The 13,669-nt window shown below is 48.7% G+C and carries 9 protein-coding genes; 8 read left to right on the forward strand and 1 reads right to left on the reverse strand.

The genetic code is table 11. The annotated features are described in order from the left end of the window. The first annotated feature begins 118 nt into the window (after window positions 1–118). The 8 genes from hgdC to GPK83_RS13280 all read left to right on the forward strand — a co-directional run bounded on the left by hgdC (window position 119) and on the right by GPK83_RS13280 (window position 12,075). Window positions 119–910 (forward strand): (R)-2-hydroxyglutaryl-CoA dehydratase activase HgdC, encoded by a 792-nt coding sequence (gene hgdC, locus GPK83_RS13245; RefSeq protein WP_015554210.1) that lies wholly within the window; start codon window positions 119–121, stop codon window positions 908–910. A 78-nt stretch (window positions 911–988) separates the two neighbouring features. Beyond that, window positions 989–2,431, forward strand: a complete 1,443-nt coding sequence (hgdA, locus tag GPK83_RS13250) for a (R)-2-hydroxyglutaryl-CoA dehydratase subunit alpha (RefSeq protein ID WP_118299235.1) — start codon at window positions 989–991, stop codon at window positions 2,429–2,431. Between the two features lie 3 nt (window positions 2,432–2,434). Further along, window positions 2,435–3,586: a (R)-2-hydroxyglutaryl-CoA dehydratase subunit beta gene (gene hgdB, locus GPK83_RS13255; RefSeq protein ID WP_021904088.1), complete on the forward strand. Its 1,152-nt coding sequence runs from the start codon at window positions 2,435–2,437 to the stop codon at window positions 3,584–3,586. 684 nt (window positions 3,587–4,270) lie between these two features. After that, a complete protein-coding gene (locus GPK83_RS13260) occupies window positions 4,271–6,931 on the forward strand; it encodes a hypothetical protein (RefSeq protein WP_215704976.1) in 2,661 nt (886 codons plus the stop codon). A 322-nt stretch (window positions 6,932–7,253) separates the two neighbouring features. Next, window positions 7,254–8,288: an ABC transporter substrate-binding protein gene (locus GPK83_RS13265; RefSeq protein WP_215704977.1), complete on the forward strand. Its 1,035-nt coding sequence runs from the start codon at window positions 7,254–7,256 to the stop codon at window positions 8,286–8,288. After that, on the forward strand, window positions 8,285–10,012 hold the full coding sequence (locus GPK83_RS13270) for a sensor histidine kinase (protein WP_215704978.1): 1,728 nt from the start codon (window positions 8,285–8,287) through the stop codon (window positions 10,010–10,012). The genes GPK83_RS13265 and GPK83_RS13270 overlap by 4 nt, the downstream gene beginning before the upstream one ends. Window positions 10,013–10,053: 41 nt before the next feature. Continuing rightward, window positions 10,054–10,902 carry a response regulator gene (locus GPK83_RS13275; RefSeq protein ID WP_215704979.1) on the forward strand — a complete coding sequence of 283 codons (849 nt, stop codon included), beginning with the start codon at window positions 10,054–10,056 and terminating at the stop codon, window positions 10,900–10,902. An 81-nt stretch (window positions 10,903–10,983) separates the two neighbouring features. Continuing rightward, window positions 10,984–12,075, forward strand: a complete 1,092-nt coding sequence (locus tag GPK83_RS13280) for a M20/M25/M40 family metallo-hydrolase (RefSeq protein ID WP_015554214.1) — start codon at window positions 10,984–10,986, stop codon at window positions 12,073–12,075. A gap of 157 nt (window positions 12,076–12,232) precedes the next feature. Here GPK83_RS13280 and GPK83_RS13285 read toward each other — a convergent pair whose 3' ends face one another. Continuing rightward, the gene (locus tag GPK83_RS13285) at window positions 12,233–13,108 is read right to left on the reverse strand and encodes a phosphoribosylaminoimidazolesuccinocarboxamide synthase (protein WP_215704980.1); all 876 of its coding nucleotides are present in this window, start codon (window positions 13,106–13,108) and stop codon (window positions 12,233–12,235) included. Window positions 13,109–13,669 lie beyond the last annotated feature (561 nt).

Here is a 13,669-nt window from a genome sequence, read left to right on the forward strand (position 1 = left end):
ACTGAAGGATAGAGTAAAATGATATGTATCCAGGCCGGGGGAGTCTTTCTCTGGCCTGGATATACTGGTATAACAAAGCCAGTTTCATTTTACATTTTCAGTATACCCGGAGGTTATTATGAGTGCAATTTACACCCTGGGAATTGACGTTGGATCCACGGCTTCCAAATGCATTATGCTTAAGGATGGCCAGGAGATCGTAGCGAAATCCCTGATCGATGTAGGTGCAGGTACCAGCGGCCCCCAGCGTGCGATCGACGCAGTGCTGGAAAACGCAGGCATGAAAAAAGAGGATATGGCTTTTACCCTGGCAACAGGTTATGGCCGTAATTCCTTAATGAATTTTGCAGACAAACAGATGAGTGAGTTATCCTGCCACGCAAGGGGAGCTTACTTCCTGTTCCCTGACGTTCATACCGTCATTGATATCGGCGGCCAGGACGTTAAGGTCCTTCATATTGATAACGGTGCAATGACCAATTTCCAGATGAACGATAAGTGCGCTGCAGGAACCGGAAGATTTCTGGATGTTATGGCAGGCGTTCTTGAGGTTAAGGTCCAGGATCTGGGACATCTTGATTCCCTGTCCAAGAAGAGAGTGGAGATCAGCTCCACATGTACCGTGTTTGCGGAGAGTGAGGTTATCAGCCAGCTGTCGATGGGAACCGATAAGTGCGATATTATCGCGGGTATCCACCGCTCCGTGGCTCACCGTGTCACTGGACTCGCCCATAGGATCGGAGTTGTTCCGGCACTCGTTATGACTGGCGGAGTTGCTCAGAACGAGGGTGTAGTCAAGGCTCTTCAGAACGAGCTTGGTTGTGAGATCCACAGATCTCCTCTGACACAGTATAACGGTGCGCTTGGTGCAGCTTTATATGCATATCAGGCAGCAAGCCGCCGCGCATAATCATTATTAGTTTATGCAGATCTATGGCTGTAAATAACATAAGCAGCCATGTTTGATAAGAAATGGAGGATATTTATTATGGCAAAGCAGGTTAGCCCTGGTGTTCTTGCGCTGCGTAAAGTCGTAGATGACGTTCATAAAGACGCGCGCGAAGCCAAAAAGAGAGGCGAGTTAGTTGGTTGGTCTTCTTCCAAATTCCCGTGCGAGCTCGCAGCAGCATTTGATTTAAACGTTATGTACCCGGAGAACCAGGCAGCTGGTATCGCAGCAAACCGTTACGGTGAGCTTATGTGTCAGGCAGCTGAGGATCTTGGTTACGACAACGATATCTGCGGATACGCACGTATCAGCCTTGCTTACGCAGCCGGTGTCCGTGTAGCGCGTAAGTTTGACCCGGAGACAGGTGAGTACATCATCGATCCGAGCACAGGTAAGCCGTTAAAGGATGCAGACGGAAACGTAGTGATCGATGAGGCAACAGGCAAGCCGAAAAAAGATCCGAAGACTCAGACTCCGTATCTTGAGCTTGTAAACCTTCTTGAGCTTGAAAAGCTTCCGGATGGACCGGATAAAGAGCGCCGTATTGCAGCGATCTCCCCGATCCGTCAGATGCAGATCCCGCAGCCGGATTTCGTTCTTTGCTGCAACAACATCTGTAACTGTATGACAAAGTGGTATGAGAACATCGCCCGCATGTGCAATGTTCCGCTTATCATGATCGATATCCCGTACAACAACACTGTAGAAGTTGCTGATCAGAATGTTCGCTATGTTCGTGGACAGTTTGATAAGGCAATCAAGCAGTTAGAGGAACTCACAGGCAAGAAGTTCGACGAGAAGAAGTTCGAGCATGCATGTGAGAACGCAAACCGTACAGCAAAGGCATGGTTAAAAGTCTGTGATTACTTACAGTACAAACCGGCTCCGTACAGTGGTTTCGACCTGTTCAACCATATGGCTGACGTTGTAACCGCACGTGCAAGAGTTGAGGCTGCTGAGGCATTTGAGCAGTTAGCAAAAGACCTTGACGAGACGATCGCTAAGGGCGAGACAACAACTCCGTTCCCGGAGAAATACCGTGTAATGTTCGAGGGTATTCCGTGCTGGCCGAAGCTTCCGGCACTGTTCAAACCGTTAAAGGCTAACGGCGTCAACGTAACAGCAGTTGTATACGCACCGGCATTCGGTTTCGTATATAATGGTCTGGATGAGATGGCACGTGCTTACTACAAAGCACCGAACTCTGTATGTATCGAGCAGGGTGTTGCATGGCGTGAAGGCATCTGCCGTGACAACAAGGTAGATGGCGTTCTCGTTCACTACAACAGAAGCTGTAAGCCGTGGTCCGGTTACATGGCAGAGATGCAGCGCCGCTTCACAAAGGATCTTGGTATTCCGTGCGCAGGATTCGATGGTGACCAGGCTGACCCGCGTAACTTCAATGCCGCTCAGTACGAGACACGAGTACAGGGTCTTGTTGAGGCTATGGAAGCAAACATCCAGGCAAAGGAGGCTAAATAGACCATGAGTATCAACGCATTATTAGACGAATTTAAAGTAAAAGCTGCAACTCCGAAACAGCAGCTTGCTGAATATAAAGCACAGGGCAAGAAGGTCATCGGCGTTCTCCCGTACTACGCTCCGGAAGAGCTTGTGTATGCTGCAGGCATGGTTCCGATGGGAATCTGGGGCTCCAACAACAAGACGATCAGCCGTGCAAAAGAGTATTGTGCAACCTTCTACTGCACGATCGCTCAGCTCGCACTTGAGATGCTCCTTGACGGAACTATGGATCAGTTAGACGGAATCATCACACCAACAATCTGTGATACATTACGTCCGATGAGCCAGAACTTCCGTGTTGCTATGGGCGACAAGATGAAAGTTATCTTCCTTGCTCATCCGCAGAACCGTTTCGAAGAGTTCGGACTTAAGTTCTGTGAGGAGGAGTACGCAAACGTTAAGGCTGACCTCGAGGAAGTATGTGGTCACGAGATCACCAACGATGCGATCCTTGACGCAATCAAGGTTTACAACAAGAGCCGTGCAGCCCGCCGTGAGTTCGTAAAACTCGCTAACGAGCACTGCGACGTTGTAACTCCTACAAAGCGTTCTGCAGTATTAAAGGCATTCTTCTTCATGGAGAAACCGGAATACACTGCAAAACTTGAAGAGTTAAACAAAGAGCTCGCAGCTCTTCCGGTATGTGACTGGAAGGGAACAAAGGTTGTTACATCCGGTATCATCGTAGACAACCCGAAGCTTCTTGAAATCTTCGAGAACAACAACATCGCGATCGCAGCTGATGATGTTGCTCATGAGAGCCGTTCCTTCCGTACAGATGTTCCGGAGGACGAGCAGGATGCTCTTAGAGCTCTTGCAAAACAGTTTGCAAACATGGATTACGATATCCTTCTTTATGATCCGCAGTCTTCCAAGAACCGCCGTGGCGAGTTCGTAGCTGACATGGTTAAGAAGAGCGGCGCTCAGGGGCTTGTACTCTTCATGCAGCAGTTCTGCGATCCGGAGGAGATGGAGTATCCGTACCTCAAGAAAGCTCTCGACAATGCAGGTATCCCGCACATCAAACTTGGTGTTGACCAGCAGATGAGAGACTTCGGACAGGCTGCAACTGCTATCGAGGCATTTGCGGATGTTCTTGAGATGAGAAAGTAAATAAAACTTTGAATTGCACTGACCTGGTGATAGAATTGTGTTGAAAGCTTGCTTTCATAAGCAATTCTATTGCCGGGGCAGTATAAGGACGAGGTCCGAAGCTTCTTGGACGCCGTAAGGCGGACAAGAAGATAATTCATAATGAGAAGGGGCAGGCGTTCCTGTTTCTTAGTGTTCACGCGGAGTCAGGCGAAAAACCGCCGTACCGAACATGATTTCCTTTCGGGGAGATCGTGGAGGTGCGGCGGTTTTTTTGTTGTGGGAAGATGGTGCTTCATAATGGCTCCGGGTACGCGCAGGACCGTCTCCGGCCCCGGGTACTGGTGGATTCCAGAGACGGTTCCTCTAAGCTCCCGGAAGAATGCTAAGGGCGGAGAGCAGGGGACACAACTCGCCTGCGGCTCAAACAAGTGTCCCCTGCCCTCCAACGCATTCTCCCGGAAGCCAAGAGGAAGCCATGCCCCTGAAATCAGGCACCCGGGGCAGGAGATGGTCCTGCGCTGGGGGATGGAGGGAGCGAGGGGGAAGGGAAGAGATCCTGCGATGGGAAGTGAGAAAAATGGTCAATTGTGTCGAAAGTGTGGCAAAGTTTGTAGAATTAGGTGTACTTTGGGGAAGTTGGGTGGTGTACTGATTTTATATAGCGGAATTTCGAAGTCTGCTAGGAAAAGTGGAGGAAACGATATGAGAAAGTGGAAGAGTTGTCTGCTTCTGGCAGCGGGCATGGCGGCGGCTTTGTCAACGGCGGCGATGGCGAGCCAGGATAAGTCGGATATGGTCACTGTGGAGGTGAAAGAGTGTAAGGGCGGCGCAGTTGATGCGGCGTATGATGTCTATGATGAAAATGGCAGAATTCAGTATACTGTAACTTTACCGATCGGGGAGAAGGTGCAGATCCCACGGGGAACAAAATTGGAAATATCTGTCGACAGCATTGATTATGGGTATGAGACATATGATCCATATGTGACGTCATATCCTAAAAATCTTCATGTTATTCAAAATGGAGCGGACGATATTGAAGAGCCTGAGTATGAAGGTGACGGTATTTGGACCGATCGGGAGATTAACGAGAACTGTGAGATTTATGCTGACTTTGTGGTTATTCTGGATGCAGAGGGTGTAGGTGAAGACTGGGATTCGATTCCAAATGAGGACAGACCATACTCAATATCTACAAAGCCGGTATATTATGACCGTCCTTCTGAAGTGAATATTGAGCTTACAGCAAAAAAGGGAACAAAACAGGTTCCTATAACAGAGGTTCCTGAGCTTCAGATCAATTCCAGATTTTTAAATTCAAATAGCGATCTGGGCTGGTATCAGGATAATTTTGAGATAACATCTACGGGAATCAAATCTAATGGAGTCATCCCGTTAGGTCGTTATAGAATTCCGATTACATATAAGAGCAGAGAGGAGAATATAATTCCGCGCTCGGGTTGGATCAACTTATATGTGGGAAAGAGAGCGTATGCTGAAGCTGCTTTGGCAGAGTACGTAGATGATGATGGTGAGACTTATACAATTGGCGGTACAGGCATTGGTGTCAGTAACCCAGATGCTGACCCGGATGCTGATGTAAAGCAGAGCAACTTTTTTGATGCTGCGAAGACAAAAGTTTCGGATGTAATGAAATTGTTTGATCAGGAAAGTTTTGATTCTATTTTTAATTCTATGATTGCTGGTTACAGCCATAACGGTGAATTTGTGGATGCGAATGGTAAAAAGATTGATCGAAATGATTCCAGAACTTTATCTGAAGCGGTAGGAAAAAGAAGTGCTTCTTATGCAGTCACTCCGGTATTGAAAAATGGCACGAAAACATTCAAGCCGGTTAAAATTCAGCTGATTCCAGAGAGCCAGATGATCGTTAGATACAGTGATTCCTGGGTTGAGAGGAGTGGAAAATTATACTATTATGTAAACGCTTATGATGATGAAGGAGAGTGGACTGGAAATAAACTTGCAAACAGCGAATGGGTTGAGCGCGGCAGAAAGGATGTCTACTGCGACAGCACAGGAGCGCTTGTTACTGACGGAATTGCTGGAAAGTCCATGAATGAGGGCGGCTTATGGCTGGTTGATAAGAAGGGATATAAGAGAAAAGATTATTCAGGAACGTATACGGTTGGCATGAATCAGTATACGATCAAGAATGGAGAAGTAACCGGCATTGAGATCATGAAAGTTGAAGCTCCGTCTGGTGTTACAAGTGTAGAGTTATTCACGGATGGTCTTGAACTGGTGGTTAACGGTGATACTGCTACTGATGAGCAGAAGACTGATTTTGCTGACAAGCTTGTCACAGGTATGAATAATTTGACAACAGCTCAGCAGAATACACTGCACGATGATGTGATTGTTAAGGCTGATGAGGCGTTAAAAGCGGTTTACAATGTCAAGCCTGAAGTGAAGTGTGAAGCTGCAGATGATGTTGATTCTGATAATCAGGTAAGCGAGATCTCCGCAAAGGGATTACTTGCAGCAGCAGGTTTAACTTCTAAAAACGCAGACTCTGTCGAACTCCGGATCACACAGCAGGTGGCTCAGACGGCAAGCAATGCAATCATGAAATTTGACGCAAAGCTTTATGTGGGAGATGAGGATACTCCGACGCAGTTAAAGAGTCCGGTTATTATGGAAATTGAACTTCCGGAGAATATTCAGAAGGCATACACGAAATATGGATATACTTACAAGTTAGTTCATACTGGCGAGAATGGAAAGGACATTGTGAAGGATGGCCGTTCGAAGAATGGTCTTTCCATGGAGCTGTCCTCTGATATGAAGACAGTGAAGATCCGTACAAGTTCCTTCAGTACATTTGAGTTACAGGCAACGAGAGGGGAAGATACCTCCATTGATGATACAACAGTGACTCCGAGCAAGCCGAGTAACGGAAATAATAGCGGCAACAACAGCTACTCTGACAGTGATGACTCGGACGATTCCGGCACTCAGAGCACCACATATAGAAGAAAGAAGACCGATGCTTCCGGCCAGTGGGTTCAGGACGCAAAGGGCTGGTGGTATCGCAGAGCAGACGGTTCCTGGCCGAAGAGTCAGTGGATCGAGCTGGGGTGGAATGGCGTGAACAGCTGGTACTATTTTAATGAGAGCGGCTATATGGTAACTGGATGGAGAGAGGATGGCGGTTATACGTACTATCTGAATCCGGTTTCTGACGGTACGAGAGGTCAGATGCTTACAGGATGGCATCAGATCGACAGCATCTGGTACTACTTTAATAAACTGACAGGTGGTCCACAGGGATCTCTTGTAAAGAACGTGACGACACCGGACGGCTATAAGGTCGGTGCAGATGGTGCGTGGCTCCAGTAAAAAAATTAATCATGTTTGGAAAGGTCCGTTATAAGGGGAAACTCTTGTGGCGGATCTTTTTTAGTGGTATCTTTATGAGAAATGTGTTAGAATAGATTAGAAAGAGCTGCGAAATAAGAGATAGAATAATAAAAATCGTAACTATTCAGTACCCTCATAGTTACACGCAAAAATCCATTCCAGATCAGCTTCGCTGATGGGATTTTTGCCCTCCAGCCTATGTTTTCTTACGGTCAGCGCAGCAAGTGCGCGGACCTACTGAACAGTTACTAAAAATCTACAGATAGAGTCAGGATCGGAATCAAAAGGGGGATTTCGGGGAGTGAAGGGAAAGAGAAACGTATGGGCGGTATTCCTTGGAATTGCAGTTGTGGCGATGAGTGCGGCGGGCTGCAGCACAGGGGAGAGCAGCGGCCAGGGACCGGAGAAGGTGAGCGCGGAGAAGAGACTTACGGTGTATACTTCCCACAAGCAGGAGGTCTATGCGCCGATCATAAAGGAGTTTGAGGAGCGGACCGGAATCTGGGTGGAAGTAGTTTCAGGAGGAACGACGGAGCTTCTGGAGCGGATCCAGGAAGAGGGGGAAAAGGGATCCTGTGACGTGATGTTTGGCGGAGGTGTGGAGAGCTATGAGGTCTTTAAGGACTGCTTCATGTCATACGAGAGCACCCAGATCGATCACATCGAGAGTATATACCGGACTGAGGACCATGTCTGGACCGCATTTACGGAGCTTCCCATTGTCCTGATCTACAACAATAAGCTGGTGGACGCGGCTGCAGCGCCGCGGGGATTTGAGGACCTGTTTGACGGGAACTGGGACGGAAAGGTGTCCTTTGCGGATCCGGGAAGATCCGGCAGCAGCTGCACGATGCTGGAGACGATGATCCAGGTCCTGCCGATGCGTGAAAACGAGGTTCTGGAACAGTTTGCCAGAGTGCTCGGCCTCCGGATGGCGGCGGGGTCAGGCGCCGTGCTCGATGAGGTGTCAGAGGGAACATATCTGGTTGGTCTGACTTTGGAGGAGACTGCGAAAAAGTATATCGACCGCGGCGCGGCGATTTCGATCGTCTATCCGCGGGAAGGAACCAGCGCAGTGGCAGACGGATGCGCGGTGATCAGGGGGGCAGAGCATGAAGAAAACGCGAAGCTTTTTGTGGATTTTATCGTGAGTCCTGATGTCCAGAGACTGGCTGTCGAGAAGCTTTACCGACGGACGGTCCGCGATGATATTACCCCGGATCAGAAGGAAGAGGGTTCGATCATGGACTTCGATCTTGGATGGGCGGTGAAAAACCAGAAATCCATTTTGGAAAGATGGGCGGCGCTCATGGCAGGAAACGGAGGTGGATCATGAAGAACTTTATCCAGAGATCCTTCCGGCGTGAGCTTCTTGTGAGTTTTCTCGCGGTGTCTGTTCTTCCATTGATCGTGTGCTGCGTGTTTCTGATCCAGATGTTTAAGGTGAAGGTCGGAAGAGATTTTGAAAAAAAGGATATGGAGCTTGCCGGTGCGGTAGAACAGCAGCTGATGACGCTGTTCGATGCTTATCATGACGCGGCGAAGAAACTATGTACGGATCCGCAGGTTGCCGAGGCACTGGAAAAGGAGAGCTTTGGAAAGAAGAATGAAGTGTACCGAAGTCTGTACGGAGCAACCGCTGCATGCCGTGAGATGGCGGGATTTCATCTCTACAATGCGGACGGCTCCTGCCTGTACTCTACGGGAAACCGTACTTACGGACAGACGCTGCCGGTATACTGGGGGATCCTGAGAGAGGCCCATGCCCATCCGAATGACCTGATCATCCGGAGTGATCTGGAGGCTAATGGTGATGAGGTCCTGAGGTTTGCCAGAGCGGTGACCGGAAATTCAGAGGAATGTTCCGGATATTTTGTGGCCACAATGACGGCGGAGCATTTCGCAAAGGCGCTCTCCGGCACATACAGCGGTCAGGACGGAATCTGTATCCTCAATGGATTTCTGGAGACTGTGTACAGCGTAGGCACGGCATCGGGGGAGACGGTCGGAGATGTTCTGAGAAGCCGTTTTCTACAGGGAGAATCTCTGACGGAGGTTTGGAACAACAATAGTATTTATGTTTCAAAGCTGGGTAACACAGGACTTTACAGTGTCCTGATCCGTCCCCATGTTTTTACGAGTGATACCACGAGATCCATGTATACAGTTCTTCTTTTCATGGCCGCGGGAAGCTTTCTTTTAAGTGTTGGTGTCGCGATCGGGATCAGCTCCTTTCTTTCCAAGCCGATCCATGTACTTCATGATGCCATGGATGAGGTTCAGGAGGGAAATCTGGATACCCATGTGGACATGGAACGTCAGGACGAGTTTGGGGAGCTGGCAGAAAATTTTAATATCATGACAAAGAGGATCTCATCCTACATGGAGGAGCGTGTGCGGCGTGAAAAGGAGCTGAACGAGACCCAGATCGCCATGATGCAGTCCCAGTTAAACCCGCATTTTCTCTACAATACCCTTGATACGATGAAGTGGGTGGCGAAGGCGAACCATATCCCGGAGATCGCGACGCTGGCGGCAAAGCTTGCGAAGATCTTAAGGACCAGCATCTCAAGCGCCCAGTTTATCACGCTGCGGGAAGAGATGACACTGGTGGAAAGCTATGCAAAGATCCAGAAGATCCGGTTTAACGGAAAGTTTGATTTCCACTATGAGATCGATCCAGAGACGGAGGAGATCCCGGTTCCAAAGCTCATCGTCCAGCCCATTGTGGAAAATGCGGTGATCCATGGGCTGGCGGATGCGGATGAGGGGCATATTTTTGTCAGGGCATATCTGGAAAGGGAGGAGCTTGTGATCGAGGTTTCAGATGACGGATGCGGGATCAGCGATGAAGTGATCCGACGGCTCGGAAACCGGGACAAGGAACAGAAGAATGGCCACATCGGCTTTTACAATGTGGATACGATCATCCGGCTTCATTATGGAAAAGACTACGGTCTCAGGGCAGAGCGGCTGCCTGCCGGTGGAACAAAGGTAACGATAAGAATACCGGTGAATGGTTCCGGAGAGCCTGATCCAGGTGTGAAAAACAGATCCTGATGACCGATGGGGAATGGAGAAAGGGAAGGGGGGGAGCTGTTATGATCAAGGTGATCGTTGTAGATGACGAGCGGTTCGTCCGGATGGGCATTGTCGGTGAGACGGACTGGGCCTCGCTGGGATGCGAGGTCGTCGGTGAGGCGGAAAACGGGTTGGACGCGCTGGAGCTGGTCCATGAAAAGAATCCGGAGCTGATGATCTGTGATATCCGGATGCCTAAGATGAACGGTCTTGAGATGTTAAAGAAGCTTCGGGAAGAGAAAAATCCGGTACAGGTGATCTTTCTGACCGCGTACAGCGAGTTTTCCTACGCCAGAGAGGCGTTGAAGCTCTACGCATTTGATTATCTGTTAAAGCCTTTTGAGGACGGGGAACTGGAAAGCGCGATCCTCAGGGCAAAAGAGCGGATCGAGACGGATCGGGAGAAGAGAAGAGGTACCGGCCTGAGCAGATCTGTCCCGGATAAGGCACCGGTAAAGGAGCAATATCCGGGAGCTTTGGAAGGTGACGGGCCAGAGATCAATGCCGCGGTGATCCGGCTCTGTCTGCCATTCGATGAAAATACCGCGGGACTTACCGGATACGTCCGGGATGCGGTGCTTTACATGGCATCTCATTACGGGGAAAGTACGATCAATGTGGCGAAGATCGCAGGTGCGGTGGGGATCAGCGAAGGCCACCTGAGCCACTGCTTCAAGAAAGAGACGGGATATACGGTGATGGGGTGGCTCACACGGTACCGGATGAAAAAGGCAGTGGAACTGCTTTCGGATCACCGGAACAAGGTGTACGAGGTGGCAGAAAAAGTCGGATATAAAGATATTGCGTATTTTTCTAACACATTTAAAAAAATTGTGGGCGTTGCTCCATCGGAGATACAGGAAAAATAATCGGAATCCTGAAAAAGCAAGCCGGTGGAGTCTGCCAATGGAAAAGGTAAGAATTAAAATAAAAATACAGGAGGAATCATTATGAATGTAAAGATGTTTGGGGAGATCTGTGATGCGTTTGGACCGAGCGGATTTGAGGAGGATGTAATCCGCACGGTTGCGAAGTACTGCAAAGGACTGGAGCTGGAAAATGACGCGATGAATAACCTTTATGCGCGTATGCCCGGTGAGGATCCGGAGAAACCGGTCGTGATGCTGGATGCCCATACAGATGAGTGTGGATTTATGGTACAGAGCATCAGAGAAAACGGAAGCCTGGAGATCCTCATGCTCGGTGGAGTGATCCTCACGAACCTTCCGGCACACACAGTAATGATCCGGACCAGAAGTGGGAAACTTGTACGGGGAATTATTTCGTCCAAGCCGATCCATTTTATGAATGAGGCAGAGCGGGCCTCCCAGTCGTTGAGTATTGAGACACTGAGTGTGGATGTCGGCGCGGTGAGCAGGAAAGAAGTGACAGAAGTATTCGGCATTTCCATCGGAGATCCGGCAGTCCCGGAAGTTTCATTTTCCTACGATGAGGAACGTGACCTCTGCTTTGGAAAAGCGTTTGATAACCGTGCAGGATGTGCATGCATTATCGACACCATGACCCGTCTGTGCGGGGAGAAGGATCAGCTGGCGGTACGGGTGACCGGAGCGTTTGCGGCTCAGGAGGAAGTTGGAACAAGAGGTGCCACAGTCACATCCCAGATTGTCCGTCCGGACCTGGCGATTGTCTTTGAGGGCTCCCCGTCAGATGATTTCTATTTCAGTGCTGCCCAGACCCAGGGGCACATGCGGGGCGGTGTCCAGATCCGCAGGATGGATAAGAGCTATATTTCCAATCCGGTGTTTATCGAGTACGCGGAAGAGCTTGCGAAGAAATTCGGAATTCCATTTCAGGAGACAGTCCGCCGCGGCGGAAGCACGAACGCGGGAAAGATCAGCCTGACAGCAAAGGCAGTTCCGGTCCTGGTTCTCGGCGTCCCGAGCCGGTATGTTCATACGCATTATAATTTCTGCGCGAAGTCTGATCTTGAAGCGGCAGCAGATCTTGCTGTGGAAGTGATCCGGGGACTTGACGCGGAAAAGATCCGCCATATCTGCAGACAGGATATTTTAAAATAAGAAGATCCCAGGGACCCGAAAGCGGCAGTGTCCCTCAGGCAGGTGAAGACAGAACAACAGAAAAAAGCGTTCGGATCCATAGAGATGGATTCCGGACGCTTTTTTCGTAAAAATGAGGAACTAAATAGGAAAACTCAGAGGCGGAGATTTGTGGGGGTTATGCCTCTAATTTTTTCCCGGTGATCATCTCATATGCTTCCAGATATTTCGCGATAGTCTTATCGACGATCTCCTGCGGAAGTGTCCAGTCATTGCCCGGATGGGAAGTGAGCCAGTCGCGGGCGAACTGCTTGTCGAAGGACGGCTGACCGTGACCCGGCTCATAGCCTTTTGCCGGCCAGAAGCGGGAGCTGTCCGGTGTGAGCATCTCGTCACCAATCACGAGGTTGCCCTCCTCGTCAAGACCGAATTCGAATTTTGTATCGGCGATGATGATTCCCTTTGTGATGGCGTACTCTGCACATTTTTTATATAAAGCGATGGTGTTGTCACGAAGAAGCTCCGCATACTCGCGGCCCTTTCCCGGGAAGTATTTCTCGAGATGGTCGATGCTCTGCTCGAAGGAAATATTCTCATCATGGTCGCCGATCTCAGCCTTTGTGGACGGAGTATAGATCGGCTCCGGGAGTTTATCGGATTCCTTTAAGCCTTCCGGAAGACGGATTCCGCAGACGGTACCGTCTTTTTTGTAGCTTGCCCAGCCGCTTCCTGTAATATATCCGCGGACGATGCACTCGATCGGCAGCATATGTAACTTGCGGCACATCATCGTCTTTCCTTCAAATTTTTTCTGCTGGAAGAACTCCGGCATATCCTTTGTATCAACGGAGATCATATGGTTCGGGAGAATATCCTTTGTCAGGTCAAACCAGAATTTGGACATCTGGGTCAGAACAGCACCTTTGGAGGTAACCTCATTGTGAAGGATCACGTCAAAACAGCTGATACGGTCAGTGGCAACCATAATAAGGCTGTCCCCGTTGTCATAAATTTCGCGTACTTTTCCTTCTTTGATCGGTTTTAATTCCTGCATGTCTACACCTCTTCATTATATTTTCTTATACAGCGTTTGTCGTATCATGAAAACGCTGAGCGAACTTACAGTAAAATTACCATTAAATGGCGGTTTCTGTCAATGTTCAATTTGCACAATATTTACATAAGAAAAAAGAAATGTTTTGGAAATAGGTCTGTGTAAAGAATTTTACAGGCTTTTAATAAAATACATAAAAGTTGTGCTAATATTTATAAATAAGATATACTAATAAATAATGGATTAGTTATAAGAAAAATGCGGACGGTTTTGAACTCCGGTGTCCGGACCTAACGGGATCCTGCAGATCAGCATGATGGGTGAAAGATGAGTGAGGACGAATGATGCTCAAATAAATATACAGCAAAATGCCCGTGCTTCCAATTCTGCCATAGAAAAACATATGTCGAAACTGCACAAAAATATCAGAAATATGGAATAAAATTATACAGATTCACAGGATTCCACAAACTATCGCAGTTTTGTCCACTGTTAAAAATTTCTGCGCGCCGGTATAATAAAAGTACAAAATGAGTCGTGAGAGAAACAAGATGACCCAGT

It is taken from the genome of Clostridium sp. MCC328 (assembly GCF_018785465.1).
Classification (GTDB): domain Bacteria; phylum Bacillota; class Clostridia; order Lachnospirales; family Lachnospiraceae; genus Pilosibacter; species Pilosibacter fragilis.

What these genes read in the sequence shown, in the direction of transcription:
- hgdA (WP_118299235.1), top strand. Translation starts at nt 989, where the DNA reads ATGGCAAAGCAGGTTAGCCCTGGTGTTCTTGCGCTGCGTAAAGTCGTA.
- GPK83_RS13285 (WP_215704980.1), bottom strand. Translation starts at nt 13,108, where the DNA reads ATGCAGGAATTAAAACCGATCAAAGAAGGAAAAGTACGCGAAATTTAT.
- GPK83_RS13260 (WP_215704976.1), top strand. Translation starts at nt 4,271, where the DNA reads ATGAGAAAGTGGAAGAGTTGTCTGCTTCTGGCAGCGGGCATGGCGGCG.
- hgdC (WP_015554210.1), top strand. Translation starts at nt 119, where the DNA reads ATGAGTGCAATTTACACCCTGGGAATTGACGTTGGATCCACGGCTTCC.
- GPK83_RS13275 (WP_215704979.1), top strand. Translation starts at nt 10,054, where the DNA reads ATGATCAAGGTGATCGTTGTAGATGACGAGCGGTTCGTCCGGATGGGC.
- GPK83_RS13280 (WP_015554214.1), top strand. Translation starts at nt 10,984, where the DNA reads ATGAATGTAAAGATGTTTGGGGAGATCTGTGATGCGTTTGGACCGAGC.
- hgdB (WP_021904088.1), top strand. Translation starts at nt 2,435, where the DNA reads ATGAGTATCAACGCATTATTAGACGAATTTAAAGTAAAAGCTGCAACT.
- GPK83_RS13270 (WP_215704978.1), top strand. Translation starts at nt 8,285, where the DNA reads ATGAAGAACTTTATCCAGAGATCCTTCCGGCGTGAGCTTCTTGTGAGT.